This is a genomic window from Aureibacillus halotolerans (genome assembly GCF_004363045.1).
GTDB classification, from domain to species: Bacteria; Bacillota; Bacilli; order Bacillales; family DSM-28697; genus Aureibacillus; species Aureibacillus halotolerans.
The window spans coordinates 65,049-91,433 of record NZ_SNYJ01000006.1 but is presented as its reverse complement, the minus strand read 5'-3'; the positions used below and the strand labels follow the sequence as shown (position 1 = coordinate 91,433).

At 43.1% G+C, this 26,385-nt stretch carries 23 protein-coding genes; 20 read left to right on the top strand and 3 right to left on the bottom strand.

Translation table 11 applies throughout. The features are described from left to right. Positions 1–130 precede the first annotated feature (130 nt). The 8 genes from EV213_RS08965 (at position 131) to EV213_RS08930 (ending at position 10,333) form a co-directional block, all read left to right on the top strand. Positions 131–898 carry an ABC transporter ATP-binding protein gene (locus EV213_RS08965; protein ID WP_133580190.1) on the top strand — a complete coding sequence of 256 codons (768 nt, stop codon included), beginning with the start codon at positions 131–133 and terminating at the stop codon, positions 896–898. Beyond that, positions 885–2,726: an ABC transporter permease gene (locus EV213_RS08960; RefSeq protein ID WP_133580189.1), complete on the top strand. Its 1,842-nt coding sequence runs from the start codon at positions 885–887 to the stop codon at positions 2,724–2,726. The genes EV213_RS08965 and EV213_RS08960 overlap by 14 nt, the downstream gene beginning before the upstream one ends. 18 nt (positions 2,727–2,744) lie before the next feature. Beyond that, positions 2,745–3,107, top strand: a complete 363-nt coding sequence (locus tag EV213_RS08955; RefSeq protein WP_133580188.1) for a YxeA family protein — start codon at positions 2,745–2,747, stop codon at positions 3,105–3,107. Positions 3,108–3,373: 266 nt separating this feature from the next. Next, positions 3,374–5,626: a helix-turn-helix domain-containing protein gene (locus EV213_RS08950; RefSeq protein WP_133580187.1), complete on the top strand. Its 2,253-nt coding sequence runs from the start codon at positions 3,374–3,376 to the stop codon at positions 5,624–5,626. Positions 5,627–5,829: 203 nt separating this feature from the next. Continuing rightward, positions 5,830–6,804, top strand: a complete 975-nt coding sequence (locus EV213_RS08945) for an ABC transporter permease (RefSeq protein ID WP_133580186.1) — start codon at positions 5,830–5,832, stop codon at positions 6,802–6,804. Positions 6,805–6,840: 36 nt separating this feature from the next. Continuing rightward, positions 6,841–7,722: a carbohydrate ABC transporter permease gene (locus EV213_RS08940; RefSeq protein ID WP_133580185.1), complete on the top strand. Its 882-nt coding sequence runs from the start codon at positions 6,841–6,843 to the stop codon at positions 7,720–7,722. 39 nt (positions 7,723–7,761) lie between these two features. Then, positions 7,762–9,396 (top strand): extracellular solute-binding protein, encoded by a 1,635-nt coding sequence (locus EV213_RS08935; protein ID WP_133580184.1) that lies wholly within the window; start codon positions 7,762–7,764, stop codon positions 9,394–9,396. Between the two features lie 13 nt (positions 9,397–9,409). Next, on the top strand, positions 9,410–10,333 hold the full coding sequence (locus EV213_RS08930; protein ID WP_133580183.1) for a family 43 glycosylhydrolase: 924 nt from the start codon (positions 9,410–9,412) through the stop codon (positions 10,331–10,333). Between the two features lie 169 nt (positions 10,334–10,502). Here the strand turns inward: EV213_RS08930 and EV213_RS08925 are convergent, their stop codons facing one another. From EV213_RS08925 to EV213_RS08915, 3 genes are all read right to left on the bottom strand, one after another. Continuing rightward, entirely contained in the window at positions 10,503–11,051 is a 549-nt protein-coding gene (locus EV213_RS08925; protein WP_133580182.1) for an NAD(P)H-dependent oxidoreductase, read from the bottom strand. A 152-nt stretch (positions 11,052–11,203) separates the two neighbouring features. Next, entirely contained in the window at positions 11,204–11,779 is a 576-nt protein-coding gene (locus EV213_RS08920) for a TetR/AcrR family transcriptional regulator (RefSeq protein WP_133580181.1), read from the bottom strand. A gap of 96 nt (positions 11,780–11,875) precedes the next feature. After that, positions 11,876–12,361 carry a VanZ family protein gene (locus EV213_RS08915; protein WP_133580180.1) on the bottom strand — a complete coding sequence of 162 codons (486 nt, stop codon included), beginning with the start codon at positions 12,359–12,361 and terminating at the stop codon, positions 11,876–11,878. A 389-nt stretch (positions 12,362–12,750) separates the two neighbouring features. Between EV213_RS08915 and EV213_RS08910 the strand changes: the two genes are divergently transcribed. The 12 genes from EV213_RS08910 (at position 12,751) to EV213_RS08855 (ending at position 26,373) form a co-directional block, all read left to right on the top strand. Beyond that, positions 12,751–14,019, top strand: a complete 1,269-nt coding sequence (locus tag EV213_RS08910) for a rhamnogalacturonan lyase family protein (protein ID WP_424923036.1) — start codon at positions 12,751–12,753, stop codon at positions 14,017–14,019. Between the two features lie 414 nt (positions 14,020–14,433). Continuing rightward, positions 14,434–15,348 (top strand): NAD(P)/FAD-dependent oxidoreductase, encoded by a 915-nt coding sequence (locus EV213_RS08905; protein ID WP_133580178.1) that lies wholly within the window; start codon positions 14,434–14,436, stop codon positions 15,346–15,348. Between the two features lie 252 nt (positions 15,349–15,600). Next, a complete protein-coding gene (locus tag EV213_RS08900) occupies positions 15,601–16,053 on the top strand; it encodes a VOC family protein (RefSeq protein ID WP_133580177.1) in 453 nt (150 codons plus the stop codon). Further along, positions 16,050–16,853, top strand: coding sequence for a DNA alkylation repair protein (locus tag EV213_RS08895; RefSeq protein ID WP_133580176.1), 804 nt, complete (start codon positions 16,050–16,052; stop codon positions 16,851–16,853). The genes EV213_RS08900 and EV213_RS08895 overlap by 4 nt, the downstream gene beginning before the upstream one ends. Further along, positions 16,850–17,434 carry a TetR/AcrR family transcriptional regulator gene (locus tag EV213_RS08890; protein WP_133580175.1) on the top strand — a complete coding sequence of 195 codons (585 nt, stop codon included), beginning with the start codon at positions 16,850–16,852 and terminating at the stop codon, positions 17,432–17,434. Before EV213_RS08895 ends, EV213_RS08890 begins: the two co-directional genes overlap by 4 nt. A 185-nt stretch (positions 17,435–17,619) precedes the next feature. Further along, positions 17,620–17,874: a hypothetical protein gene (locus EV213_RS08885; RefSeq protein ID WP_133580174.1), complete on the top strand. Its 255-nt coding sequence runs from the start codon at positions 17,620–17,622 to the stop codon at positions 17,872–17,874. A 72-nt stretch (positions 17,875–17,946) separates the two neighbouring features. Beyond that, positions 17,947–18,399 (top strand): hypothetical protein, encoded by a 453-nt coding sequence (locus tag EV213_RS08880; protein ID WP_133580173.1) that lies wholly within the window; start codon positions 17,947–17,949, stop codon positions 18,397–18,399. An 87-nt stretch (positions 18,400–18,486) separates the two neighbouring features. Continuing rightward, positions 18,487–20,736 (top strand): type 1 glutamine amidotransferase family protein, encoded by a 2,250-nt coding sequence (locus tag EV213_RS08875; RefSeq protein WP_133580172.1) that lies wholly within the window; start codon positions 18,487–18,489, stop codon positions 20,734–20,736. Continuing rightward, positions 20,729–21,595, top strand: coding sequence for a hypothetical protein (locus EV213_RS08870; protein WP_133580171.1), 867 nt, complete (start codon positions 20,729–20,731; stop codon positions 21,593–21,595). The genes EV213_RS08875 and EV213_RS08870 overlap by 8 nt, the downstream gene beginning before the upstream one ends. Before the next feature lie 647 nt (positions 21,596–22,242). Then, complete coding sequence (locus EV213_RS08865) at positions 22,243–24,597, top strand: hypothetical protein (RefSeq protein ID WP_133580170.1); 2,355 nt, start codon at positions 22,243–22,245, stop codon at positions 24,595–24,597. Further along, on the top strand, positions 24,590–25,519 hold the full coding sequence (locus tag EV213_RS08860) for an ABC transporter ATP-binding protein (RefSeq protein WP_133580169.1): 930 nt from the start codon (positions 24,590–24,592) through the stop codon (positions 25,517–25,519). Before EV213_RS08865 ends, EV213_RS08860 begins: the two co-directional genes overlap by 8 nt. Next, positions 25,516–26,373 (top strand): ABC transporter permease, encoded by an 858-nt coding sequence (locus tag EV213_RS08855; protein ID WP_133580168.1) that lies wholly within the window; start codon positions 25,516–25,518, stop codon positions 26,371–26,373. The genes EV213_RS08860 and EV213_RS08855 overlap by 4 nt, the downstream gene beginning before the upstream one ends. Positions 26,374–26,385: the final 12 nt, after the last annotated feature.

The following is a 26,385-nucleotide window of genomic DNA, read 5'->3' as shown; positions in this document are numbered from 1 at the left end:
GAAATTCTTCTGTTTCATAGTACCACGTTTTTTAGGCCGTTTTTGCAATTAAGGATTTTGTAAGGATGGCGTGATTTCAGGTTAAGGATGGAGGGATATAGTTAAGCCAAGAGAGGGAGGTGCCCGTACGATGGAATCTTTACTAGCTGTAAACAATGTTGAAAAAACATATGGGAAAGGTACAAACACATTTAAAGCGTTGGAACAAATTTCGTTTGAAATGGCCCATGGAGAATTTGTAGGTGTCATGGGGCCATCAGGTTCCGGCAAGTCAACGCTCTTGAATGTGCTGGCAACCATTGATGCCCCAACTGAGGGCGATATTTATATTGAAAAGGATAATATCGCGAAAATGAAGGAAGAAAAACTGGCGGATTTTCGCCGCAACCATTTGGGTTTTATTTTTCAGGACTATCATCTGCTAGATTCTTTGACGGTGAAAGAAAACATCTTGCTTCCACTGGCCATCGCCAAACGACCCGTTGCCGAAATGGAGAAGCAGGTAGTAGCCATTACGAAGGATTTCGGGATTCATTCCTTATTAAATAAATATCCTTATCAGATTTCTGGTGGTCAAAAGCAACGAACAGCGACATGTCGCGCGCTTGTTAACGACCCAAAAATGATTTTTGCAGATGAGCCGACGGGTGCGCTTGATTCAAAAGCGTCAGAGGATTTTCTAGAACGATTGAGCAGGTTAAATGAGGTGCGGGAAACGACGATTATGATGGTCACGCATGATGCGTTTGCGGCCAGCTTTTGCCGTCGGATTCTATTTATTCAGGATGGTCAGTTATCTGAGGAAATTGTGCGCCAAAATCAAACGAGAAAGCAATTTTTTCAAACGATCATGGATGTGTTGGCACGTATGAGGAGTGGTGTCGATGACATTAGCTGATATCGCTTTTAAAAATGGGTTGCGCAATATAAAAAGCTACGGATTGTATATCGGCTCGACCATTTTTTCAATCATCATCTACTTTACCTTTATTACATTGAAATACAACGAGGATATTAGCGCTTTGTCAGAGACCTCAAAGCAAATTAGTGCAATTATGGGTGCTTCGGCGTTTATCTTGTTGATTTTCGCTGCCGTTTTTATCGCGTATTCCAATTCGTTCTTTATGAAGAGACGAAAAAAGGAAATCGCCTTATTTTCACTGATGGGTATGCGGAAGCGTTCCATTGGTTTGATTCTCTTCCTGGAAAACTTGGCGATAGGTGTCATTTCTTTAATCGTAGGGATCGGCCTTGGCTTTTTATTTTCACAGGTCTTGCTGATTCTGTTAATGAAGCTGATGGGGCTGGAGATGGTGTTTAGTTTTGCCTTTTCCATGAGCGCAGTCGTCGAAACTTCGTTGGTTTTCTTTCTTCTTTTTCTCGCTACATCGGTGCAGGGGTATTTTATCATTTACCGCTTTTCATTAATTGACCTGTTTCATGCGGAAAAAAAGGGAGAAGAGCTTCCAAAAGCAAGGGTCTTTTCAGCCATTATTGGAGTGATTACGCTCGGTGCTGCGTATTGGCTGGCGCTGCAGGATCTCATGACCTCAGACGCATGGCGGATATTGGGTCTGGCGATGCCCCTTGTCATCATTGGTCTGATTGTTTTAGGATCGTACTTCCTGTTTCGCAGTGTGCTCGTCTACGCGCTTCATGTCGTAAAAAAACGTCGCTCGTTTGCTTGGAATGGTCTCCATTTATGGACACTATCACAACTTCTTTATCGGGTAAAAGGAAATGCACGTTCACTGACCATCATTGCTATACTGAGCGCAACCACTATTACCGCGGGTGGGGCAGTATTTGGATTGTATTATACCGCTGATAAAGAGGTTCAAATCTCTGCACCATTTACATTTATGTGGGAGGGGGAAGATCAGCAGATTGATCCATCCCTGACTACGTATGACGAAACGATTCACAGCAAGCAGGTTCGTATTGAAGAGAATAATGGGATAGTGCGACAATATGCCCTCATAAATTACACGATGTATGCCGCGTTAGCCGATCAGCTCGGTCAGGAAACAGTTGAAACACCTGATGCCAACAGTGCCATATTGATCGATACGTTTTTTGATGAGCGATGGGCAGAAAAACCATCTTCAGTACAGCTGGAAAATGAGCATTATCAGGTATCATCCATGTTAACGACGCCTGTTTTTAACGTAGGGACGTTAGGAGGAGCTGCCATCATTTTACCTGATGAGCAGTATAAGGAGATTGATGTAGAAGAGCAAGTGTTTCAAGCTGTTCAGGTGGAGGGCGAAGTACAGCAGATGGCTGTTTCTGAAGCATTAGCCACGTCTACTGAGAATTTTTCAAGTGCCATACAGGAGTATAAGGACGCCATTGAAGCGTCTGGCGTCTTGCTGTTTGTGGGTAGCTTTTTAGGCCTCGTCTTTCTAGTCGCTACAGGAAGCATTATCTATTTTAAAACGATGGCAGAGGCGGAGTCCGATAAAGAGGCATACAGAGTCCTTCACAAGGTCGGTGTGTCCAGAAAAGACATGACACGTAGTATCCGTCATCAAATTGGCGTCATCTTCATGGCCCCATTTGCTTTAGGAGTCCTTCATGGCATCGTTGCGTTAGTTGCTTTTTCAGCGCTTTTTAAAATGAATTTATGGTTCCCGGTGTTGCTATGGGTGCTCGCTTATGGATTCATTTACAGTATTTATTATGTTGCTACAGTGAAGAAATTCAAAAAAAGTGTATTCAATTAGGAGAAGGAGGGCGTTTTTATGCGAAAGGTTGTCGGCGTCATCATTACGGTAGTCATTCTATTTATTGGTGGGATTGTTGTGTTAGCAACAGTTGATTTTAATCGAATGGGGAAGGAACATCTCTATATTCAAACGAGCGAACCCGCTAATGTGGAAGAAACAACGCTGGATTCAGGACAAATAGTAAAAAGTTATTGGTACGAAGCGCTGGCGTTTAATGAAGAAGGCGAGGAGTTGGTCGTTGAATATTCCGCTACGAAAAAACTTGCATTGGATGCCTATTTGAAGCTTTACGTAAAAAACGAAAATGAAGTAACGTCATACGATGAAGTCCAGTGGGAGGACATCCCCGTAAAAGCTCAGGAGCAGTTAAAGGAATAATGCTTCCCAAAGATGTAATAGTAAATTACATCAGCAGTGACGAATTTGAAAAGGTCACCTCTTAAACGAGGGGCCTTTTTCTTTTTTACTGTAGTCTCATCTATGAAGAGAAGGGAGAACCTGCCCAGACAACGAATAAGTTTGGTACGATAGATGCTAGGGGGGCATAACGATAGTACATATACGGAAATGAAGATGCAACATGTTTTCATTTAATGTAAGCGTTTTCCTTTTGCTGAATAGAATACATCCAAGGGAGATTAGAAATGCATAGAAAATGGTTTTATCGTCTCATTCTTTCTTACTTACCGATGTTTTGCATCGTCATTTCTATCCTGATAGTTATTTCATTTTTATTTATTTATCAACTGACTAAAAATGAGGCTGTCAAGGTCAATCAGATCTATGCGGAACATGTCATGGAGACTATCGAATACTATTTGCGACTGACCGATCACATGGTGATGAAAGAAATTCAGGGGACAGATACATTTTCGTCTTTTTTTAATGAGACTTTTGATGAGGAGACAGAACGGCCATGGGTGAATTACCAGACCAATCTTAAGCTTGATCAGTTGGAGCGGACGCTGCCGTTATTCAGCACCATCTATTTGTACCGGCACAAGGACCAGGCCATCTTAAACCCGTCCTACGGATTTACAACCGTTCAATCATTTTGGGATGGGGCGTTTATTGGGCAATTGCTGAATTCTGAGGAGACACCAACCGATTGGAGCTCAGTCCGGACGATTACTGTCGGAAATCAGAACGAGGAAGTCACGACGTTGGTACGTAGCGTTTCATTATTAACAGGAAATCAGGGGTTCGTCGTCATCAATGTTCATACCGATGCGTTGCGACGATTAATTGCCACATCAACGGACTCTCAATTGACGTACCTTCGTTTAATTGATCAAAGAGGTCACGACGTCTTTTTCTTAGGTGAGCCAGCTGCGAAGGATTCTTCCCATGAGGCTATTACAAAGTTGTCCAACGGGCGCTCTTCCTATACAGGGTGGACGATAATGAGCGGCTTGCAGGAAAAACAATGGTTCGATATCTTCTCGTTGTTTTCATATGTATGGTTCGCCGTTGCCTTAGTCAGCGTACTTCTTGGCGTCGTTTGGATTATCCTCATGAGTCATCGTAACAATAAACCAATTCAATCCATCATGGAAAGCATCAACTCGTATTCTAAACAAAGAAATCGTCCATTTCTTAGAGATCCTTCTGGCGATGAACTGGGAATCATTAATACCGCCATTCAGAGTTTGCTAAGAGAATCGTCGGAAATGGATCAGCAAAATAAAGAAAACCTTATGTATAAGCAGCGAATGCTGTTTCAGGAATGGTTGGAAGGAAACAGGGTGATTTCCTTTGACGAGTGGGCGGATGAGAGAGAATTATCTTCGGATTTTCAGTTAAATGAAGCGTGCCTATTGCTTTTTGAAATCGATCATTATGAACAGTTTTTCGACAACCACAGTAAAAAGGATCTTGCGTTGGTAAACTATGTTGTTAAAAAAGTGCTAGAGGAAATGGTGGACGGCGATGCGGCGTTCTCCATTTGGCACGAATGGGTTTCAGATCGGCGTCTGGCAGCGGTGGTTTTGTGCTCCCGTGAAACGGATCTTGGCTGGCATCAACTGGCGGAGCGCTATCAGAACTGGATACATTCAGAAATGCAATTCACGATTACGATCGCTCTAGGCAGTGTCAAACATGATATGGACTGCATCCCGTTGGCTTACAGTGAAGCCAAACGAGCGCTCTCGCACAAGATAACGCTTGGCAGACAACGAATTATTGCACATGAAGACATTGCTGGATTAAACCAGATCGATTCCACGCATTACATTCCGTTGGTGGAAGAAATCATCCAGCGCTTCAAGCAAGGGGAAGGGAACTGGCAAGGCGGACTGGGTCAGTTGTTCCACTTGTTTAGAAAGGACCAAGTTTCTATGCAGTTTTTAACGAGCATCTTATCGTATTTTACCTATCAGATGCAACAGGAAATGAATTCACTTGCTTACGACTATGTCGAGGTATGGAACAGCGGCTCGTCGTTGTTGTCGGATATGGAAACGAATCGTTTCGAAAACTTGGATGATATTTCTAACTACGTTTTGGACTGGTTGACGAATAAAGAAATAGATCTTCAGCACATCAGGAATAAAAATATCCACCGTCAGTCCATTCTTGATATCAAAAAATACATTGAAAAGCACTACCATTGTATCGATTTGTCTTTAAGCTATTTGAGCGACCTATTTAACATCCAACCGACGTACTTGAGTCGGATTTTCAAAGAAGAAATGGGCGAGAAATTTGTAGACTATTTGATGAACGTCCGAATTCGCCAAGCAAAGACGTTGCTATCTGAGACGGAAGAGACGGTACAGCAGATCACAGTGAAAGTCGGCTATACTCACGTAGTCTCTTTTACACGTGCTTTTAAAAAAATTACCGGAGTGCCTCCTGGAGAGTATCGCAAGGCGGTGCAGAACGTGAATCAATAATTGTTAAGCCTATAAAACAAGTTAAGTGTCTTTACTCCTTGACCCAATCCTTGGGGACAAGGAGTTTTTGTTACTTAGGAAAAGGATGTAGGAAGGAGTTATTTTGGGTTTACTCATGAAAATAAAGTTTATTGCCTGAATAATGCGAATGTCGTAAGTTGAATGTGCAGTACATAAGAAAACGCAGGGAAAGGGGATGGATGATGAAATTCAACCGTATCGCAGGAAATGAATCAGCACCTGCCATTCAAAAAGACGTTATAGCCAGGTCAAGGAAATTACGACGGAAAAGGCTTTTACGTCAGAATTTGCCACTGTTCATTATGTTTGCTCCAGTTCTTATTTATTTTCTACTGTTTAAGTATGGTCCCATCCTAGGCTTGGTGATTGCCTTTAAACAGTACAGCTTGGCTGGAGGAGTGTTTGGGAGTCCGTGGGTAGGGATGGCCAATTTTGAAATGCTATTTAACACGCCGCAGATGCTGAATATTATTCGAAATACGTTAATGTTAAGTGTGCTTCAGGTGGTCGTGGGATTTCCGTTGCCAATTCTGCTGGCGATTTTGTTGAATGAAGTGCGCAAAAGCTGGTTTAAAAAGTCTGTGCAAACGCTCGTTTACTTGCCTCATTTCTTTTCATGGGTCGTTATCGCCGGTATCGTAATTGCAATGTTATCGATGGAAAGCGGCATCATTAATGTATGGGTGCAAAAACTAACAGGCGACGTATATCCCTTTTTGTACGAGCCGGTCGCTTGGGTTGCTGTTCTTCTAGCCTCAGGGGTTTGGAAAACAACAGGTTTTTCAGCAATTATCTATTTGGCTGCCTTGTCAGCCATAAACCCGAGCTTGTATGAATCCGCAAGTATGGATGGGGCCAATAAATTTCGTCAAATTTGGCACGTCACACTTCCAGGAATCAGCGGCACGATCATTTTAATGCTGATTTTATCGATGGGGCAGATCATGGAAGTCGGATTCGATCAAGTATTCATGCTCCAAAATTCTGTCGTCGCGGGCGTTTCAGAAGTTATTAGTACCTATGTGTATAAGATTGGACTGCTTGGCGCGCAATACAGTGTAACGACTGCACTTGGGTTCTTTGAATCTCTCGTAGGACTTGTCCTCGTTTTAACGGCAAACTGGATTGCGAGGCGATTCAATCGTGGGTTGTGGTAGACGACGTATTTTGTTACTCAAAAGGGGGCTGGATCATTGAGAGATTCTTTTGGAGATAAAGTGTTTTATTCCGTCAATTATATTCTTCTAGCCGTCGGAGCTCTGACGTGTGTATTCCCGTTGATCCATATTTTAGCTATGTCTCTTAGTGATTCTCATGCGGTGCTGTCAGGGATGGTTACACTTGTACCTGTTGGCTGGACGTTGGAATCCTATAAATTGCTAATCAACGGAACAAATATCATCCAGGCTTTCTTGAACAGTGTAACCATCACCGTTCTTGGGGTGATTTTCAGCATGGCGTTTACGATTCTTGCGGCGTATCCTCTCTCCAGGAAATACTTTATCGGAAGAAGTTTTTTTACATTGCTGCTTGTGTTTACAATGCTTTTCCAAGGGGGGATCATTCCGACCTTTCTTGTCTTGAAGTATTTTGATGTTATTAACACATTTTCAGCCGTCTGGATTTTAAATTTAGTAAGCGTTTTCAATATGCTAGTGATGCGAACCTATTTCCAGAACATCCCCGAGGAAGTTCAGGAATCAGCAAGGATCGATGGTTGCAACGAGTGGAAGTTGCTAATACGGATCATTTTGCCTCTCTCTATGCCTGTACTTGCGGCATTGGCACTTTTTTATGGTGTTGGCTACTGGAATGCGTTTATGCAGGTGTTGATCTATATCAATGACACAAGTAAGTATAACCTGCCCGTTCTTGTGCAGCAGATGATTCAGAGCCAGTCACTGATGCAGGAAATGATGCATGCCACGCCGGAAGATGCAAGCCAAATGCAAATGACCCCAGAATCCGTCCGCTCGGCGGGCATTATTTTCATGGTCATTCCTATGCTGATTGTCTACCCGTTCGTGCAAAAGTACTTCGTCAAAGGGGTGATGCTCGGTTCTGTTAAGGGATAGGTTTAGAACACAAAATAGTATAGGGGAGGTCTTTAAATCATGAGATTAAGGAAAAAGCTATGGAAGACAGCTACCATCGGGGGCCTGTGCACGTTTTTACTAATGGTCGCTGGGTGCTCAAATGATGGAGGGTCCAGTGAAGAGGCAAGCGGAGAAACAGCAGGTGGCAAGCCGGAAATTAGCGTCTCTCTCTATGACCGCGGTTCAATTCCTCGAGAGGAAGGCAGTATTGATGACAATCTATGGACGCAATGGATCAACGAAGAATCGGCTGTTAAGGTGAATTACAAAACCATTCCACGTTGGGAATCCGTGGAAACATTTAATACGTTGTTTGCCTCAGGCGATGCTCCGGATTTGGTGTTTGAATTTGACACAGGGTACCGGAATCAACTGTATCAACAAGGACAATTAATGCCCATCGGTGGTCTCATCGAGGAACATAGCGACACGTATAAAGCGCTGATGGAAAAATATCCGGACTTAAAAACGTTAGGAACAAAGGATGACGGAAAACTATATGAAGTTGGCAGAGTCTCCTACCTACACAGTTTTCAAGCGCTTTTTATTCGAAAAGACTGGCTGGATAATTTGAATCTGGAAGTGCCGGACACAATGGAAGAATTGCTCGAAGTGGCCAATGCGTTCACGTACGAGGATCCTGATGGGAATGGCGTAGACGACACTTTCGGCATTGCTCTGAGTGGTGAGACTGCTGGTGCGATCGGTTCCTTGTTTCAAAATGTCACGTGGGTCATTAATGATGAGGACCAATGGGTAAAAGATTGGGAAAGGTATGAAGCGGACCTCGCTTTCAGAAAAGAAGCCTATGATTCAGGATTAGCGGATCTTGACTTTCTCACCGACTTAAACGGGGAGCAGGCACTTCAAGATTGGGTCACCGGGAAGGTTGGCATTCACGCAGGCCGTACGGTTGATACAATTGATATCGATCGCTTTTACAGTCCATTGAAAAGAAATGTGCCCGAAGCGGATGTCATCCCTATTTTGCCGGAAGGCCCTTTTGGTCGCTTTTCTGTTGGATTACCGAATCCTGTCCAAATGACAGCTGTCGTCAACGCACAAGCGGACAATACAGAAGCCCTTGTTGAGTACATTGACTTTATGGCAGATCCTGAGAATGCAGTGAATCTACGAAATGGATTTGAAGGCGAACACTACGAGTTAGATTCAGAAGGCTGTCCGGAAATTATTGATGGGGATAAATATACCGCAGAAGTTTCATGGAACGTCGACTTTCATATGTTGGTTTCAAGAGCTGAATTGGGGACGTGTAGTGATTTGGCAAACCGTCTAGATGAAGAAAATCCGCTTGAAAAAGAATTTATTGATATCGTGCACAGAAATAACGAGTTGAATTTAAACAATGACTATCCTTTTGTTACGCACGGAGAACATATGCCGCAAATTCCCAATCATTTAATTTTGATCTCGCAAAATGCAAATGACGCGATTCAAAATATCTATGATCAGGCGATTGTATCAGGAGAGCAATATCCGGTGGAGCAAGCAGTGGCTGATGCGAAAAAGGCATGGGATGAGGCAGGAGGAGAGCAATTGGAAGAATTTTATCAGACATGGTATATGGAGAACAAAGACACTGCTTTTCTAGCAGAAGATATGTATAAGTACATTCCGGATAGACAGGAATAAGGGAGGACGACGAATGAAGTTTGCGGACACATCACGAGGACGACCCTTTACGAAGGACCCTGCGGTCGTTTCTTTTAAAGGGAAGTATTGGATGTATTATACGCTTGGTCCTTATGTCGGCGAGCAAAAAACTAGTGATCGTGGCTTCTCCATCGGTATTGCGGTCAGTGATGATTTGGAGCATTGGGAAACGGTAGGGGAGATCCCGGAAGACCAGACTTACGAGCAGAGGGGGATTTGTGCACCAGGGGCGATCGTGCTCGATAACCGAATCCATGTGTTTTATCAGACATACGGAAACGGTGCAAATGATGCGATCTGCCATGCGGTTTCCGACGACGGAACCAATTTTACGAAGAATTCAACAAATCCTGTCTTTCGACCAACTGGGCCATGGAACAACGGCAGAGCTATAGACGCAGATGTCATCGTATTTAAAGGGAAATTATGGCTGTACTTCGCGACGAGGGATCCCCAAGGCGACATTCAGATGCAAGGAGTTGCATCTGCTTCGTTGGATTCTGACTTCGTTCGGTCAGACTGGATCCAGGAATGTGATGAGGCGATTCTTTATCCCGAATTGCCGTGGGAGCAAGAATGCATTGAAGCTGCAGCAGTATGTGAACGGGAAGGGAAACTGTATATGTTTTACGCCGGTGCATACAACAACAAACCACAGCAAATTGGCTGTGCAGTAAGTGTGGATGCCGTTCAGTGGACCCGCTTGTTCCAAGAGCCGTTCTTGTCAAACGGAAAACCAGGAAGCTGGAACGAGTCTGAATCAGGCCATCCGTTCGTTTTTACAGATGAGAATTCGCAAACGCATCTGTTTTTTCAAGGCAATAACGACATGGGGAGAACCTGGTATATCTCACGCGTTTCCATTGGCTGGCGTGACGGGACTCCTTATGTGGATGGTACGGGGGAAAGAAGCTAGAAGGCTTTCTTTTAAAAAAATTTTAACGATAGCTTTATAAAGTTAGAGGAAATCACTAAGGGACGCCCGAATGTAGGCGTCTCTTTGTTTGTACTATAAGGCAACTTCATCTCAGGTTCTTAGGCAATAAACAAACTGGCGGGCTCATGGGCTAAGATGAATAGGCCGTTTAAAGTTTGTAAGCTTTCAAGGATTGGTCTTGAATGTAGTTCACATAGGCTGCTGCTTCAATTTGCAACTGTTTTTCAGTCAATTGGTCCGCATCGTAAGTGATCCATGATGGGAGGAACGTACCTCTGCACCTAACGATCGTTGCCTGCAAAGGTTTCGTGTATTCACTGATTGAAAACCAATCAGACCCACCAGCTTGATAATCTTCGAGGGTTCCACCGGCTGTGATCGCAAGGATAAACTGCTTTCCTTGTAGCTGCACCCCTTTAGACCCATAAGCCCAGCCATATTCCAATACATCGTCAAACCATTTTTTTAAAAGCGGAGTTACACTGTACCAATATAGAGGATATTGAAGAACAATCCGGTCATGGTCAAGAAGCAACTGCTGCTCGTCCTTGGTATCAATCGTCCAATCCGGATACACTTCGTAAAGGGAATGAACGGTGATGTTCGAATGAGAACGTAATGCCTCGACTCTGCACAAATTAGCGCGTGACCCATCATGCAAATGGGGATGCGCTTCGATCACGAGTGTTTTTTTCATCTCACTTCTCCTTAGTAGAAAAATTCAGGTGATCAACAGCGTAGATTCAATGACTTTTTCCGGAATGAACGTTCCGGAAAAAAGAGAACCCTTTTTAGACCCAACATTGTCTCTTAATGGAATGATCGTTCCGAAACTTGCGAAAAATAAGGTCAAATCAGCTTTAAGGCTTCTTCGACCATCTGTTCGTAAGTTTTTTTATTCTTATTTACTTTGGACATTACGTTAATGCCATGATTGAGGCTATGGAAGAGAGTGACAAGTGAATGTATGTCTCGGTCTGCTGCAATTTCCCCAGTCCGTTGCCCTTGTTCTAATAAACGTTGTAAGGACTGTTCAAAGGACTCAAAGCTTTCTTCAATCAACTGCTGCATCGTGAGATCCATTTGATCAAAGGTCACCATCGTATTGGACATAAAACAACCTCCAGGCGTCTCATCATCCAGTGCCTGAGCGATATGATAAGAAAAAAACTGCCTCAACCCTTCTTTTACAGAAGGCGCCTGCTTCCAAAGGTTGTAGCGTTGTTTGCCGGAATGCTCATAATGCTTCAAGGTTTCAGCGAATAACGTTTGTTTATCTGTAAAGGATTCATATAAACTGGAACGACTGATGCCCATACTTGTCAATAAATCTGGAACATTCGTCGCAGCATAGCCTTTTTCCCAAAAGGTATACATCGCTTGTGCAAGAGCTCGATCTCTGTCAAATTGTTTAGGACGCGCCATTTTTGATCACCTAATGAGATTATATCATTATGGAATGAACATTCCAATATAAACATTTCGACGAATTTAGTATCTGAGGTGTTCGTTAAAGATGAATTAACTGACTTTTTTTCTATCCTTTAACAGTCGGGAGATAAGCACATAAAAGACGAAACCAATCAAGCCTCCAACGGTGTTCAGAATGAGATCATCAACGTCGAACGTTCCCATTGAAAAGAATAACTGTGCGCTTTCCAAACTAAGGCTTAGCCCAAAAGATAGGATAAATACTCTCAAGAATTGAAGGATCTTGGATTTCATCAAGGTACCGAGAAAAACGCCAAACGGAATGAAAATCACAATATTTCCGAACAAGTTCAACAAAGTGTGCTTCGTTAACGCAGTTAGTGCTCGGGTGATTTCTCTGAGAGGCACAAGGTTTCCTGAATGCAGGGCGTATAAAAGGTAGTCAGGGTTTGCCGTATTTCGCTGTAGATTATCCAGCAGAGTTTCTATATGGAATGGACCGAATTTGAGCACGACAATTTTGAACAAACAATAGATATAGAAAAGTAATAACAGATAAACAACCGTATTTTTCATTAATGTCTCCCCAACAAGTTCACACTTATTTCGTTTTTCATCTTCGTGATTGTCTTTGCATTATTTCATATGTATTCGGTCATTTTCCATTCTAAACGTCCTATACATACTGAATGAAACCGTGACTAAGGATGTGAAGAAAAAATTTCCTCGTTCCTCCTTCCCCCTTATTACATCAATAGTAAGACAAACGAGGAAGAATGGTTGCTTGCTTAAAGCTCTGCAAAAGAATAATGAAACGCTTACATTAGGGGCGTTTTGTGATAAACTTATACCGTTAATTAAAGAGAATTGTTGAGGGAAGCAAAATAGAATACCTGCTTCATCTTATACATACTGGGCACAAGTATACTGCCCTGCAGCTGATCGACAGAGTGAGAGGAGAGAACATGATGAATAGCGAACATAATGGTACAAGCATCCCGTTTGACTTAGGAAATGTTGATATTCGCGCCGCTGGTAAAGGGTGCAAAATGCTTGTTGGTGATCTTGATGGCGATGGCAGGATGGAGCTTCTGATGGTTCAGCCAATCGGAGGCATCGATGCAAGGTATGTTCCTTATCAGGTGCAATGCTTGACCGCTTTTGATTTAGAAGGTCACATGTTATGGCAACGCGGGATGCCTGATCCAGAACCAGGAGGCCCAGGGGCAGATTACCCAGCGCAAATTTATGACCTCGACGGCGATGGTCACAACGAAGTGCTATGTGTCATGAATGATCAGTTTTTTGTGCTGGATGGAAAGAGCGGGAACGTGAAGGAAGCCTATGACCTACCTGCACCGGACGCACACGATTGTATTATTATCGCGAATCTATCTGGGAATGAATACCCTAGCGACATTATCCTGAAAAATCGGTACCATAAAATGTGGGCAGTAGACCGAAAATTTGAATTGCTCTGGGAATACGAAGGGAATCCAGGCCACTTTCCATGGGTGTATGATTTTGACGGAGACGGCCGTGACGAGGTGATGGCGGGGTATGATCTTCTCAATTATGACGGGAAAAAGTTGTGGTCATGCCAGCCACTTGAGGATCATGCAGACTGTATATGGATCGCTCACACAGATGGACAAAAAGAGGGAGTCCCCCATATTGTAATTGGTGGCAGTGTGACCGTCATGTACGATTGGCAAGGTGTTGAGCTGTGGCGGTATGAAGACTCGATTGAATCACAGCATATCGCGGTAGGGAACTATCGGGATGACCTCCCCGGCTGCCAAATTGCAGGATTGGATCGCATCATTCGTGGTGATGAAGCGGGCAAAGATGGCCTATTTTTGTTGGATCAAAATGGTCAGGAAATTTGGAAAGAAGACCGAAAGAGCAAAGGTTGGCTGACCATTATTGATACGGTTCGGCAGTGGGATGAAAACAAGCTGGATTATATTTTGGCGTACCGACGAGGAGGAGGCGTTTATCCAACGTTGTATGACGGATGGATGAACCCGGTCGTGACATTTCCTGTCGATGGGTATGTTGTACATGCGGATCTCCTTGGCAGCGGTAGGGAGAATATCGTCATTTATGACGAATCCAATGCATATCTATTCTCCAGCAAGAAGCAGGATGTCTCACAGGGCGCTTCTAAGCCGTTGCCTCAGACCAAACGTTTGTACAGTTCAACGCTTTATCCGGGGGGAGAATGGCTTTAAATATCAAGCAGTGGATATATTGTTGCTGAGTAAAATATGTCTGATGAAATCAGGCTATTGTGGATGGGTAAGCATTAACGTTTTGAAGAGAAGTTTTTCAGAAGAGCGCATCCACTTGCGCTCTTTAGTAATGAGTTATAACTGTTTAAACTTAAAAAACACAAGTATGCAGACAACGTCTCACGGGATTTCATAAAAAAGTTTCATCATGCATTATCTTTTGCAAAAAACTTGACGGTAATTTTTATTGCGCCTATTATAGATACATAAAGTCCTTTATATAGAAGGGAGATGTATATAATAGTAAAAAGCGAATTCAAAATCTGTCGAAGAATAGCCTGGTTTCGTTTGCTTTAATTAAAGATATAAATACTCTGTGAAGTCTTTTATATAAAAAAACTGGAGGAATTCATAATGGCTTACGATTGCGCAATTATTGGTGGAGGACCGGCTGGATTGAATGCTGCGCTTGTGTTAGGACGGGCAAGAAAACGGATTGCACTATTTGACGATAGCAGCCCCCGTAATGCCGTGACACATGCTTCACACGGGTTTATTACGAGGGATGGTGTAACGCCAGAGGAATTTAGGCGGATTGGTTATGAAGAGGTATTACGCTATCCAACAGTGGAACATTTACCAGTAAAAGTGACTGAGGTTTATCGGGACAAAGAAAGTAAGGACATCGTTCTAAGGAAATCATCTGGTGAAAAAGTCAATGCAAGGAAGCTGATCCTTGCCGGTGGGCTAAAAGAAGAGTTACCAAATATTAAAGGGGTTCATCAATTCTATGGGAAAAGCTTGTTTAATTGTCCATTTTGTGATGGCTGGGAGTTAAGGGATCAACCGTTGGTCATTGTTTCTGATCAACCCCATGTGTTTCACACTGCTAAATTACTATTAAATTGGAGCAAAGATGTGACGGTATGCACTCATGGCGCAGATGTACTAACAGCTGAGCAGCAGCAATTGTTGTCATCTCGGGGAATTCAAATCGTGAAAACACCGGTGGAAGCGTTTATAGGACGGGAGGGAAAGCTGGAGTATGTACAACTGATAGACGGCACTAAAATTGCACGAACTGGGGGATTTATTGCCCCTACGATGGTTCCACAGGTGCAATTTGAGGACATGCTTGGCTATGAGATGAACGAACAAGGTGGGATCGTAACTGACGGATGGGGTCGTACGTCAGCACCAGGCGTTTACGCAGCGGGTGACGCAACGTATGTCATGCCTGCACAGCTAGTCTTAGCCGCCGCCTCTGGAAGCAAAGCAGCGATGGGTGTGGTAGCCGATTGTTTAGAAGAGGAATGGCCAACCATCTGATCATCGACCTCATACATTGAAACGAAACCTTATCCATCCGAATGTCTATTGTACTTAAAGCGACATAGTGAGCGAGTAGCCTCACTATGTCGCTTTTTCATTGCGTTGAGCTGCCTAGATCATGACCGTACAATTATAGCAAATCAGCATTAACTTGTTTTTTTATTTTGCTAGATAGATCATTATAGTCACTTTACATACGTACTGTATGTATGTTAAATTATAAAAAAACAATATAAAGGAGCAAGATAAATGAAAATCAATAGTTTTTATCCAGTCATTCAAACAAAGCAGGTTGCTGCAACAGCATCCTTCTATGTCACACATTTTGGTTTTGAGACTGTATTTGAAACGGATTGGTATGTGAGTTTGAAAATGAACCAAAGTACCATTCCATTTGAGTTGGCCATTTTGGAACCTTCACATTCAACGATTCCTAAATCATTTGGCAAAGAGACGAGTGGTTTGATACTAAATTTTGAGGTGGACGATGTTGATGCTGTGTATGAGAAGCTCATTAAGACAATAGGGCTTCCAGTGCACTTAGACATTCGAACAGAGGAATTTGGTCAACGTCATTTTATAACGAGCGATCCAAATGGCATTTTGCTTGATATCATTTCAATTGTCCCCCCGTCAGAGGAATTCAGCAGTCAGTACAATGAGGACATTTGGACAGAGTCGAATCAAGGCAAAAATCAGTGAGTTCACCAACCGCATTGAAGCACTATTTTGATGAAAAACTGGCCACCCGAATAGCCGAACTGATTAAGCCTCTCGATCAACAATTCCCTGCGGATTCATTTATTGAACGTGTAGCAAAAGCAGTGGGTCCATTTGAGTTGAAAAAGAGAGTAGAGGTTATTGCAGATGAGCTTTATCGAGCTTTGCCCGAAGACTATGAACAAGCGTTGTCGATACTCATGCACATTCTTGGACCCGAAAATCAATCAGAAAAAGGCATGTTTACTGAAGGGTATTTCTTGATGCCGATTACGTTTTTTGTAGAAAAATATGGCGTTCACGATTTTGAGGGCTCTATGACTGCACTCTATAAGATGACAAAGCGACATACATCAGAGTATGCTGTAAGACCTTTTATTAATGCTTATGAATCGGATTGTCTACAGCTCTTCGAGAAGTGGCGTAAGGATCCCAACGCCCACGTTCGTCGTCTCGTAAGTGAAGGGACAAGACCTCGTTTGCCTTGGGCGAAAAAGATCAATGTCTTAGGCGGAGACCCTGCGAACAATTTGTCTCTACTTGCCCCATTATTTCATGACTCCTCGCCTTATGTACGCAAATCTGTCGCCAATCATGTTAATGACTTGTCGAAGGAGCACAGAGCGCTCGTTTTAGACTATATCGAGGCTAGGTTAGAAAATGAAGGTGAGCATGGCATTCAGACGGCTCGTCATGCCTTGCGAACGTTAACAAAGGTAGAAGACAAAGGCGCTATCGCTTTATTGAAAAACTTTCAAAAGGAAGGGGCAGCGCTAAAATGAAAAAGAACAAGGCTGAGACGAAAGAGACGATACTGAAGCTCATTGGAATTGCACGTCACTATTTTACAGATCACGGCTTTGCAAATACATCGTTGGAAGCTATTGTGAAGGATGCGAATATGACGAGAGGAGCGCTTTACCATCACTTTCCTAACAAAAAAGAGCTCTTCCGCATCGTTTTTGAATCTGTGCACGAACAGGTGGGAAAGCGTGTAGAGCAAGAAGCTGAGAAAGGGGAAGACGGCTGGGAGCAACTACAATTAGGTTGTCGAGCGTTTCTTGCTGCTGCCATTGAAGAAGATCACAAACGTATTATGTTAATTGATGGTCCTGCCGTTTTAGGTTGGGAGGCATGGCGTACGTTCGATCAAAAGAACGCGATGCGATTACTGCATGAGCAGCTGACAGGAATGCAGGCGCAAGGATTAATTAAGGAAATGTCAGTTGAAGCGTTAACACATTTACTCTCCGGTGCACTGAACGAAGCGTCCTTATGGTGTGCTCAGCATCAAAATCAACAACAAGCCGTTGAGGAAACAATGGCTGTCGTCGAGCTGTTTTTGCAAGGTTTGAAGCGTTAGGTAAATAGAGAGTAGCATTGTTGGAAAAGAAGGGTGCAACCGCAATGAGCAATCACTATTGTTCATTTCTCTAGCCATTTGTCAAAAACATCTTAAAAATGTGTGTGTGAAGGGTTGAATGCTTTCGCTCGTGGGAATAATATAGAATGTAAGGATATTTCCACTGAAGGGGTAGAGGCAGAACAATGAGAAAGAAGATTCCTTTATTGGCTGCTGCCTTGTGCTTCATTTGGCCAGGCGTTGGCCAAGTGTACAATGATGATGGAGCCAAAGGTATTCTTTTTGCCGTTGTGTATGCAGGGTTAATGGTTACCTACGTAAAAGTGATTCCGGATTTCGGTCAGATTTTTCTGATTATCGCAATGTTCTACAGCATCGTTCATGCATATAAAATGGCTGATTATACAAACCAGGCTGGCAAAACACAATCGCAGTCTTAGAAATGAATTGGAAATTTCAAAGTTGAGTTTTCAATTGGTCTCCTTTACCATAAACGTAAAGGAGGCTTTTTTATGTGGCTAGAGATCGATCAAACCCCTGTTCAACTTACATCCATTCAAGAAGGCATACATAAGAATAGCAATGGTTTCTATATTCATTTTGATGGCATCGAGACCGAGAAGCTCAGGGCTTTTTTTGTTGATAATGCACTCCGGGTGCAACTGCCCGAGGCGGAGGAAGCGATATCGCTCGTATTGGACCCATCGTTTGCAGCGACTAGAGGAAATTGCCTTTTTTTTACGCGACCTTCATCAGAAAATAAAGGCCAAGAAGAGCTAAAGAAACTCGTAGAGATGCTTGGGGAAAATGTTGTTGAAATCCGGCAAAATCAACTTAGTGTCCAAGTGTTGATCGACATGCTTGCAGACCAGCAACTGATTTCAAGGGAGCAGTATATTGATAGACTGAAGAATGCCCTTCATCAAGAGCGCTTGGAGTTGTCTAATAAATTCAACACGGACTGAAGCGAATTTATATAGAAGTCGCAAAAACGACGGAATGGAAATGAAAGCGAGGTGTTATGAATTCGAAAATTATGGTTGATGTTGTTCGTGCTGCTATTTATTTGTATTCCAATCGAGAGCGTTTACACTCAAGGTGGCGTCAACGTAACATTAGAATCTGGAATTGACGGATTAGTTAAACCAAGAGAAGGTTTTCCTCTGACGGTGACTCTTGAGAATCAGATGCTTCGCGATATAAACGGAATACTTGAAATTACAGGCATTCATGAGCAACTGTCGATTCGGAAAGCAGTTGAAATCGAAAAGAGTGCAACGAAGACCATCGTCGTTTCACTACCAGAACATTCGAGAAGTTTTCGTAGCAGTCCAAATGATTCAATAGAACAAATACGTCTTATAGAGGATGGCAAAGACATTCCGCTTACTGGTGATCTTTCTCTTGACTATACTGGAACTTCGACAGAGGCAAAGATCATCGGGTATTACGCACCAAATGAACCGTTGGATTCGACCGAACAAGGGCATCAATATCTCAAAAACAATGATGCGATGATTTTGCATGTCGAACGGACGGATTTTCCTGATGAGAGTGTTGGATTAAGTATTCTCGACATGTTAATTATGGATTTAGCGGCCGTTTCCACGCTGACCGCTCAACAGCAAGAGGCAATTACGAGTTGGGTCGGTCATGGAGGCACGCTTGTGTTTGGCGGGCAGGGGGAGGTTACTGAAGAACAAGATCCTTTATACGACCTTTTGCCAGTGCCCTTGACCACTGGAGATTCATTATCAATTGAAACCATTGAGGCGTTTCCAGTTGAACCTCCACCTGGGGTTGATTACATTCGTTTAGAAAGTTTACAGCTTCCTCGGTTTGCTAATGAGACACTTGGGAGCGGACACATTTTTCAGCTTCCTTTTTCCACCACTGCATTAGGACTTACTCATGCGAACAATGAAAACCTACCAATGCAAGCCTTTCTTAACCATGCTCTTTCCATGGATGTAACAACGACGGAATCGTCTGCGTCATTTCCGAAAAGAGGATCTTTCCCTTCAACCCCGATGCCTTTATGGGGAGTTATTGTCATGATGAGTGTCCTAACATTCATTGCGATTCCGAGCATGTGGTTTTTGTTCACTCGATTAAAGAAAGAAAGATATTTGTGGTGGGTTGTTCCTTCTATTTCATTGCTTCTTTTTACAGCAATTGTGTTGATTGGAGCGAAAGATCGTCTATGGGGTATGACCGTGAACGAAGTCAGCATAGTCAATCTTCATCCGGATGGGAGCGCTACTGGAGAAGCGGGTATCTCATTATTAACGAGCGTAGGTGGAGACAAAACCGTTCGTTTCAACGAATCCGTGCAACTTGACTTACCAGTTGTAAGTTATTATCCAGATGAAGATGTGCCTTTACTGCTTCGTTATGACGGTACACATACACAAGGGAAACTTGACAATACATCGTATTGGAGTGATTACCACGTCAAAGGGAATGTATTTTATGAGCAGATTGGTCTTTTTCAAGGGTCTTTACGATTAGAAGATGGGATGTTGGCTGGGGAGCTGACCAATGAAACAACGAGATCCTATTCTGAGCTTATTTTACTCTATGGAGACAAAGCGGTCTTTTTAGGGCATGTTGGGAGAGGTCAACATTTCGTTATTGATGAGGACATCTCAACTTCGCTCGTCAGATCTCCTACTCCTGTGGCATTCGGTGCACTTGTTGACTATGGTGTCGTTCCAGAAGAGCAAAGACAGGTCTATGATAGGTTGATTGGCCGCTTAGGACTTTATGTAGACCAACAAACATCACGCACTCCGGCACCCTTCCTTGTCGGTCTCACACGTGACATTGAGTCCTTTTCCGATATTGAGGATGCGCAAACAAATCAATTGGTTCTTCAAAAACTCCAAGTAGATTATCAACTGGAGGGGCAGGTGGAGATCAGTGAGAAGGATTTAATCGTTTCTATTGAAGGAGATGATTCCAAAAGGGATATTCACATTGATGAAGAAAGGGATATTCTTAGCGCAGAACCTGGCACTTATACGTTCAATTATAAGCTTCCTGTGAGTGAAGAACTAGACCTTGTAAAATGGAAACGCATGAATGCAGATCTTTCATCTCATCCATCGGTTTCATTTCTTATCTATAACAGAGAAGAGAATGCTTGGGAAGCGATAGAACAAGAAATGGTGATAAAGCCGTATCTTAGTGCAGAAGATACATTTTCTATTCGGTTAGAAATTAGTCATGAAATCAATGGACCAAGGCACCCTGAAATGCCAATGTTCACGCTCGAAGGAGAGGTGAGATCTGATGAGTGACTTAAAAGAAAATGAGCGCGTGGGTTGGAACTATACATGGTATGTCGCCAGAGAGGAAGCGAAGAGTTTTGTAAGCCAAAAGCGGCAGCTGTCCCTTATGGTAGTGTATAGCGTGCTTTTGACTTTGCTTTACCTATATGGCTTCAAATCGGTTGGTTTCTTTGCTTTTGATTCATTGAACCCGTTACTGAGTCAAGGTTTATTTGTGTTCATCACCTTAATTCAAATCGGCCTTATAGCGTTGTTAATGCCAGTCTCTCTGCCGCGCCGTGAAAAGCTAATAAACTATCTAAACACACATCAAAAGACGTCGAAGACTAGCGGCAGGCAATGGTCCGTTCTTTTAGGAAGTATGATGTCATCAGTTGGTTTTATGCTCCTAGTGGGCATTGTTACGGCGCCGCTCTATGGAAGTATTTTTTTATACGGTCGAGTGCCATTCGAAATGATGGGCATAACAGCGGGGATTCTAGGAAGTATGATGCTAGTGGTCAGTTCTGTCGGTTTACTGTGTGCGGTAGTCACTCGCAAGTCTATTGTAGCTAAGATCCTAACATGTTTCATATCCAGTGTTGTCGCTATCGGAAGTTTAATTCTAGCGTACATCTATCTTTATACCAATGAACTAATCGGTGGAGATGCTTTGTTTTCCGATCAATCCGTTATCTACATGCCCTTAAGCAATTTTGTGAAGTTAATTGACTTGATGACGGGAAATGTCTTACTCATGACGTTGCTTCGGGATAATGTGAGTGCTCCTCTTGTTCCTCTATGGTTGCTGTTTGTATTGCTCATCAGTCTTGTCATTTGCTTAAGTTTACTTGCTGCGTCAGCACGGTTGAAATCGAGCTGTGTTTAGTTTCAATAATATCTAAGTAAAAACGATCCAAAAATAGTCCGGTTAATTTTTTCATTTCAGCTAGAACTAGTCTAATAAATTGGAAATTTCTATGTTGTGTTTTCAATTAGTCTCCTTTACCATAAATGTATTGGAGGCTTTTTTATGTGGTTGCTAAAACAACACGGCTCATCTCGCTTTTGGATTTTCTTCGTTATACGAGACCGAGACAAAATAAAACCAATTTATGCAGAAACAACCATCAGCGTAGTCAAAATACGTAGACCCTGTGGGAACAGCGCGAGCTGAAGATCCCCTCGGAAAGCAAGATTCCAAGGAAGCTGAAGTCGTGCCCGCGGAACGCGAAGTATTTTGACGAAGCGGTCGTGATTGCAGCATCTCTCGAAAGGAGCTCATCGTGTTTTCTTTACACCCATAAGGGCACAAGTACATCATCTACTCGAGAGGACCTCGTCGTGATTTCTTTGCCGCTAACAGCTTGGAAAATTGTTTCAGAAAAAAAAGGTAAAAATGTAACTATAAGAAATGAAATATCGTCCATCTATGTGTGAGTGAAATAGTAGAAGCCTAAACGGTTATGCTTGGAGAATATGATTTTATGAAAGCATCTCATGTAAAAATGTGAATGAACAGTAGGAGAGAATTTAATGTACAAACGATGGAGTAGAATGGTTCAGTGGCTTAGCATCATTTTTGTGTTGGCCCTTTCGACTGGGCAAGCAAACGCTCAGGAAGCAGATATTAATGTCACGCTTGAAGAAGGCATTGACGGCTTGGTCAGACCTGAGCACGGCTTTCCGATAAAAGTGACGCTTGAGAACACAAGTGGGCGTAACATTTCAGGAGACCTTGCGATTTTGTTGCATCCCCGGGGTGTCGCAAATCAATCTGTTATTAAAGCGGTTGATTTGCCAGCAGAAACAACAAAAACGGTGAACCTTTCCTTACCGAACGATGACCTTTCATATCAGTATTCGTCGAATAATGGAACGGTGCTTCAGCAGGTTCAATTTTATGAAAATGGGTGGAGGAATGGAACAGAAACCCCACTTTCAGGTGACTTAATGCTTACCAATGTGCAAGGTACGATGGATGATGTATACGTAGGGATCTATTCCACTGATCCTGATGCGTACCCCAGTCTGAAGCAATATTCAGCTTCAAGTCAATCCATGCTTCAGTTGCTTACAATGACCGAAGAGGATTTTCCTGAATCTTCTTTAGGGCTAGACATGTTGAATATGATTTTTGTTGATCAGGTGTCAATTCAAACACTCTCGGAAGAGCAGCAACAAGCCATTATCGCCTGGGTTAGGCAAGGTGGGGTATTTGTGGCAGGAGGGGATCCTGCTGCTGCGACAAAGCTGGGGGGAATGTCAGCATTTTTGCCTCTGCAATCGGGAGCAGCCTTACCTGCCAATCCGGCGATTTTTCCAGGCGTTGAAATGATTCAAGGTGACCTCCATCCAGAGGCTTCTTACGTAAGTTCGTTAGGCACACCGGAGACACCTTTGGCTGCAAGCAGAGACGTCGGCAGTGGAGCCGTTGTTCAACTGTTTTTTTCTCCAGCTGCAGTTGATTTTTCAGCTTGGGAAGAGGTAGGCGCAACCTTTTGGAACGATCTAATGTCTCCACATGCGGTAGCCATGAACGATGACAGGTACTATTTAGGAAATGTACAGCGTGCTGCATCATTGTTCCCTGCTCAAACGCTTCCTGTTTGGGGTATTTCCCTTGTGGTTGCCCTTTTCGTTATCGCGGTTTTCCCGCTAAGCTACTTCCTTTTAAAACGATTGGACAAACGAGAGCATATGTGGTGGATTGTTCCGGTCGTTTCATTAGTCATTTGTTTAATGACGTTTGTTATCGGCGCCAAGGATCGTTTGGCGGGAACAGAAGTAAATGAAGCGTCAATCATCGATTTACATCCTCATGGAACAGCTACGGGCTATGGAAGTATAGCCTACTTAACAAGCAACGGTGGCGATAAAGCCTATAAGGTAAATCAGCAATTACAGAATGTGTCTACAAATGCCATCGGTCAATTTGAAGGCGCACATGGGGCAGTGCAGTATGGACAAGAGTCAACAAGCATTTTATATAAAGATACAGGTTTTTGGTCGATCTATGGTGTTAATGGAGATGTCTCGCTCTCAACAGAGGGATCGTTGAAGGGAGATCTAAAGCGCGAGGGGAGCCAGCTATTTGGTGAACTAGTAAACGAAACCAATTTGACGTTCACACAGATGTATCTTCTTACCGGCAATCAAACCGTTCCATTAGGCGCTGTTGGTGCAGGTGATACGCTACAACTGGATGCAAGTGTTGACACCATATTAATGGGTGCACCAACAATGAATGCATTTCAAGGACTCACATCACTGATCGATGCCTCTGAGCAAATCAAGCAAAGTCAAGTTGAAGCGATGATGAATGCAAAACAAAATATGGTGAATAACCGTACAAAAAAAACACATGAACCAATGCCTGTGCTTGTAGGAATTTCTCAGGATCGTCTTTATAGCGAAGGCGAACATCTTGATGTCACTGCGATGCACCTCGTATTTCAACCAATAAATGTCGAGGAAACCCTTCAGGGAGAAGTAAAATTAAATAATACCAATCTAACTCTGTCTGTTGATCCGCTAGATGAAGCAAGCGAAGTACACTATATTGAATCGTATTCGGTTGGCGTGCGGGAAGAGCTATATGTTAGTGCAGGAACCTTTCAATTTACCTACCAGCTGCCACCAAACGAACCTTTAGATAGAGTGACATGGCAAGAGCTCACTATAGAACCAGACACGTCTATGTATGGGAGCACGTTTTCGATTTACAACCGCACTACAGAGACATGGGAAGACTTAGGGACATTCGCAGAATTGCCCGCAGGCGACTACCTCTCGGATGAGGGGTCGATTGAATTAAAACTCGTGACAACAGAAGAAATTTCGGCAGGGTTGCCACAGGTCGAATTGATTGGAGAAGGCAAAAATGATTAAAACAGTGAACCTCACAAAAACATATGGTACATTTACGGCGCTTAAGGAACTGAATTTAGAAGTGCAAAAGGGCACTGTTTTTGGATTTGTTGGTCAAAACGGGGCAGGAAAATCAACAACGTTCTCGATTTTGTCTACGCTCCTCACTCCTACAAGTGGAGAGGCTAGAGTAGGCGGCTTTAATGTCGTTACAGAACAGAAGAAAGTACGTCAGATGATTGGTTATATGCCTGATTTTTTCGGTGTATATGATAATCTGAAGACAGAAGAATATCTCGACTTTTATGGTGCAGCTTATAACTTGTCATTAACTGAGCGCAAGAAAACCATACCTCAAATGCTTGAGCTTGTTAATCTAGCAAATAAGAAAGACAGTTATGTAGACTCGCTTTCTAGAGGGATGAAACAGCGGTTATGTTTGGCACGTGCGCTCATCCACGATCCAGAGGTGTTAATTCTTGACGAGCCTGCCTCAGGACTAGATCCACGAGCTCGTGTTGAAATGCGTGAAATCCTAAAAGAGCTTAAACATATGGATAAAACCATTTTAATTTCCTCGCATATCTTGCCTGAACTGTCTGAAATGTGCGATGTTATTGGAATTATCGACCAAGGGGTATTAAAAGCAGAAGGCTCCGTTGCAGCAATTCGTCAAACGCTTCAGGCCGACCGGCAAATATCAGTGACGGTCCATGGGGATATTGAAACGGCAATTGCCTTTTTTGAACAGCATGCGAAAACGACACTCGTCGAAGTACAAAATGACGTATTGTCTTTTGGGTTTAAGGGAGCTGATCAGGAGCAGGCTGCACTACTGAGCGAGGCGATTGGGCATGGCATTGCGGTGCTGAGCTTCCGACCGAGCGAAACCAATTTGGAGGATGTGTTTATGGAGCTAACAAAGGAGGTTGAACTAACATGACCAACTGGCTTTTACGAAACCCTGTGTTGCAAAAAGAGTTTAAGTTGAGGTTTCGCACGAAAAAAAGTTTTTTTGGCATTGCGGTATACGTCACTGTTATGGCAGGAATCCTCTTGCCAGTTCTGTATATGTTTATGAATCAGTATGGAGTCGCCACATATCAGCCGGAGGAAAGCCGATGGTTGTTCCTCTTTCTCACGATGTTACAGCTGGCACTGATTATTTTTGTTGTGCCGGGCCTTACCTCAAGTGCGATTAGTGGAGAAAGAGAGCGGCAAACACTCAACATTCTATTAACCACGAATCAGTCGTCGTTTTCTATCATTATTGGGAAGTTATTTTCGTCCCTTGCCTTTATGACCGTTCTTATTGTATCGACGATGCCGCTGTACACCATCCTCTTTTTGTATGGAGGCATTTCGCCAAATTTATTATGGATTACCTTTGGTATGTTCGTTCTAACTATGGTTTCGATTGGGGCAGTAGGAATTATGGCATCAACGCTCATTCGGAAAACGATTGTGGCGACGATTACGACTTATGCGATCAGCTTTTTCCTTGCCCTCGGTCCTGTGATTACGCTCTTTATCTATTTTATGGGAGTGAGCATGCCAAGCGGAAGTGCGCAAAACCTCTCCGTTTTTCCATTATTCATTTCATCCATTAGTATCCCGCTTATGCTGTTTGAAACGTTCGGGGTTCATATGATCACTGAAATGGTCGGACAAACTGGACGGGTGCTACCGACATGGCAGCCATGGGCAATACTTTTTAGCTTTTACGGACTGCTTATCATTGGCAGCCTGTTTGTGGCAACGGCGCGTCTACGCCCACGAAGCCGAATGAAGAAATAGTGAATGAAGGGA

Coding starts and splice junctions, on each gene's coding strand:
- EV213_RS08965 (WP_133580190.1), top strand. CDS start 131: ATGGAATCTTTACTAGCTGTAAACAATGTTGAAAAAACATATGGGAAA.
- EV213_RS08960 (WP_133580189.1), top strand. CDS start 885: ATGACATTAGCTGATATCGCTTTTAAAAATGGGTTGCGCAATATAAAA.
- EV213_RS08955 (WP_133580188.1), top strand. CDS start 2,745: ATGCGAAAGGTTGTCGGCGTCATCATTACGGTAGTCATTCTATTTATT.
- EV213_RS08950 (WP_133580187.1), top strand. CDS start 3,374: ATGCATAGAAAATGGTTTTATCGTCTCATTCTTTCTTACTTACCGATG.
- EV213_RS08945 (WP_133580186.1), top strand. CDS start 5,830: ATGAAATTCAACCGTATCGCAGGAAATGAATCAGCACCTGCCATTCAA.
- EV213_RS08935 (WP_133580184.1), top strand. CDS start 7,762: ATGAGATTAAGGAAAAAGCTATGGAAGACAGCTACCATCGGGGGCCTG.
- EV213_RS08930 (WP_133580183.1), top strand. CDS start 9,410: ATGAAGTTTGCGGACACATCACGAGGACGACCCTTTACGAAGGACCCT.
- EV213_RS08925 (WP_133580182.1), bottom strand. CDS start 11,051: ATGAAAAAAACACTCGTGATCGAAGCGCATCCCCATTTGCATGATGGG.
- EV213_RS08920 (WP_133580181.1), bottom strand. CDS start 11,779: ATGGCGCGTCCTAAACAATTTGACAGAGATCGAGCTCTTGCACAAGCG.
- EV213_RS08915 (WP_133580180.1), bottom strand. CDS start 12,361: ATGAAAAATACGGTTGTTTATCTGTTATTACTTTTCTATATCTATTGT.
- EV213_RS08910 (WP_424923036.1), top strand. CDS start 12,751: ATGATGAATAGCGAACATAATGGTACAAGCATCCCGTTTGACTTAGGA.
- EV213_RS08905 (WP_133580178.1), top strand. CDS start 14,434: ATGGCTTACGATTGCGCAATTATTGGTGGAGGACCGGCTGGATTGAAT.
- EV213_RS08900 (WP_133580177.1), top strand. CDS start 15,601: ATGAAAATCAATAGTTTTTATCCAGTCATTCAAACAAAGCAGGTTGCT.
- EV213_RS08890 (WP_133580175.1), top strand. CDS start 16,850: ATGAAAAAGAACAAGGCTGAGACGAAAGAGACGATACTGAAGCTCATT.
- EV213_RS08885 (WP_133580174.1), top strand. CDS start 17,620: ATGAGAAAGAAGATTCCTTTATTGGCTGCTGCCTTGTGCTTCATTTGG.
- EV213_RS08880 (WP_133580173.1), top strand. CDS start 17,947: ATGTGGCTAGAGATCGATCAAACCCCTGTTCAACTTACATCCATTCAA.
- EV213_RS08870 (WP_133580171.1), top strand. CDS start 20,729: ATGAGTGACTTAAAAGAAAATGAGCGCGTGGGTTGGAACTATACATGG.
- EV213_RS08865 (WP_133580170.1), top strand. CDS start 22,243: ATGTACAAACGATGGAGTAGAATGGTTCAGTGGCTTAGCATCATTTTT.
- EV213_RS08860 (WP_133580169.1), top strand. CDS start 24,590: ATGATTAAAACAGTGAACCTCACAAAAACATATGGTACATTTACGGCG.
- EV213_RS08855 (WP_133580168.1), top strand. CDS start 25,516: ATGACCAACTGGCTTTTACGAAACCCTGTGTTGCAAAAAGAGTTTAAG.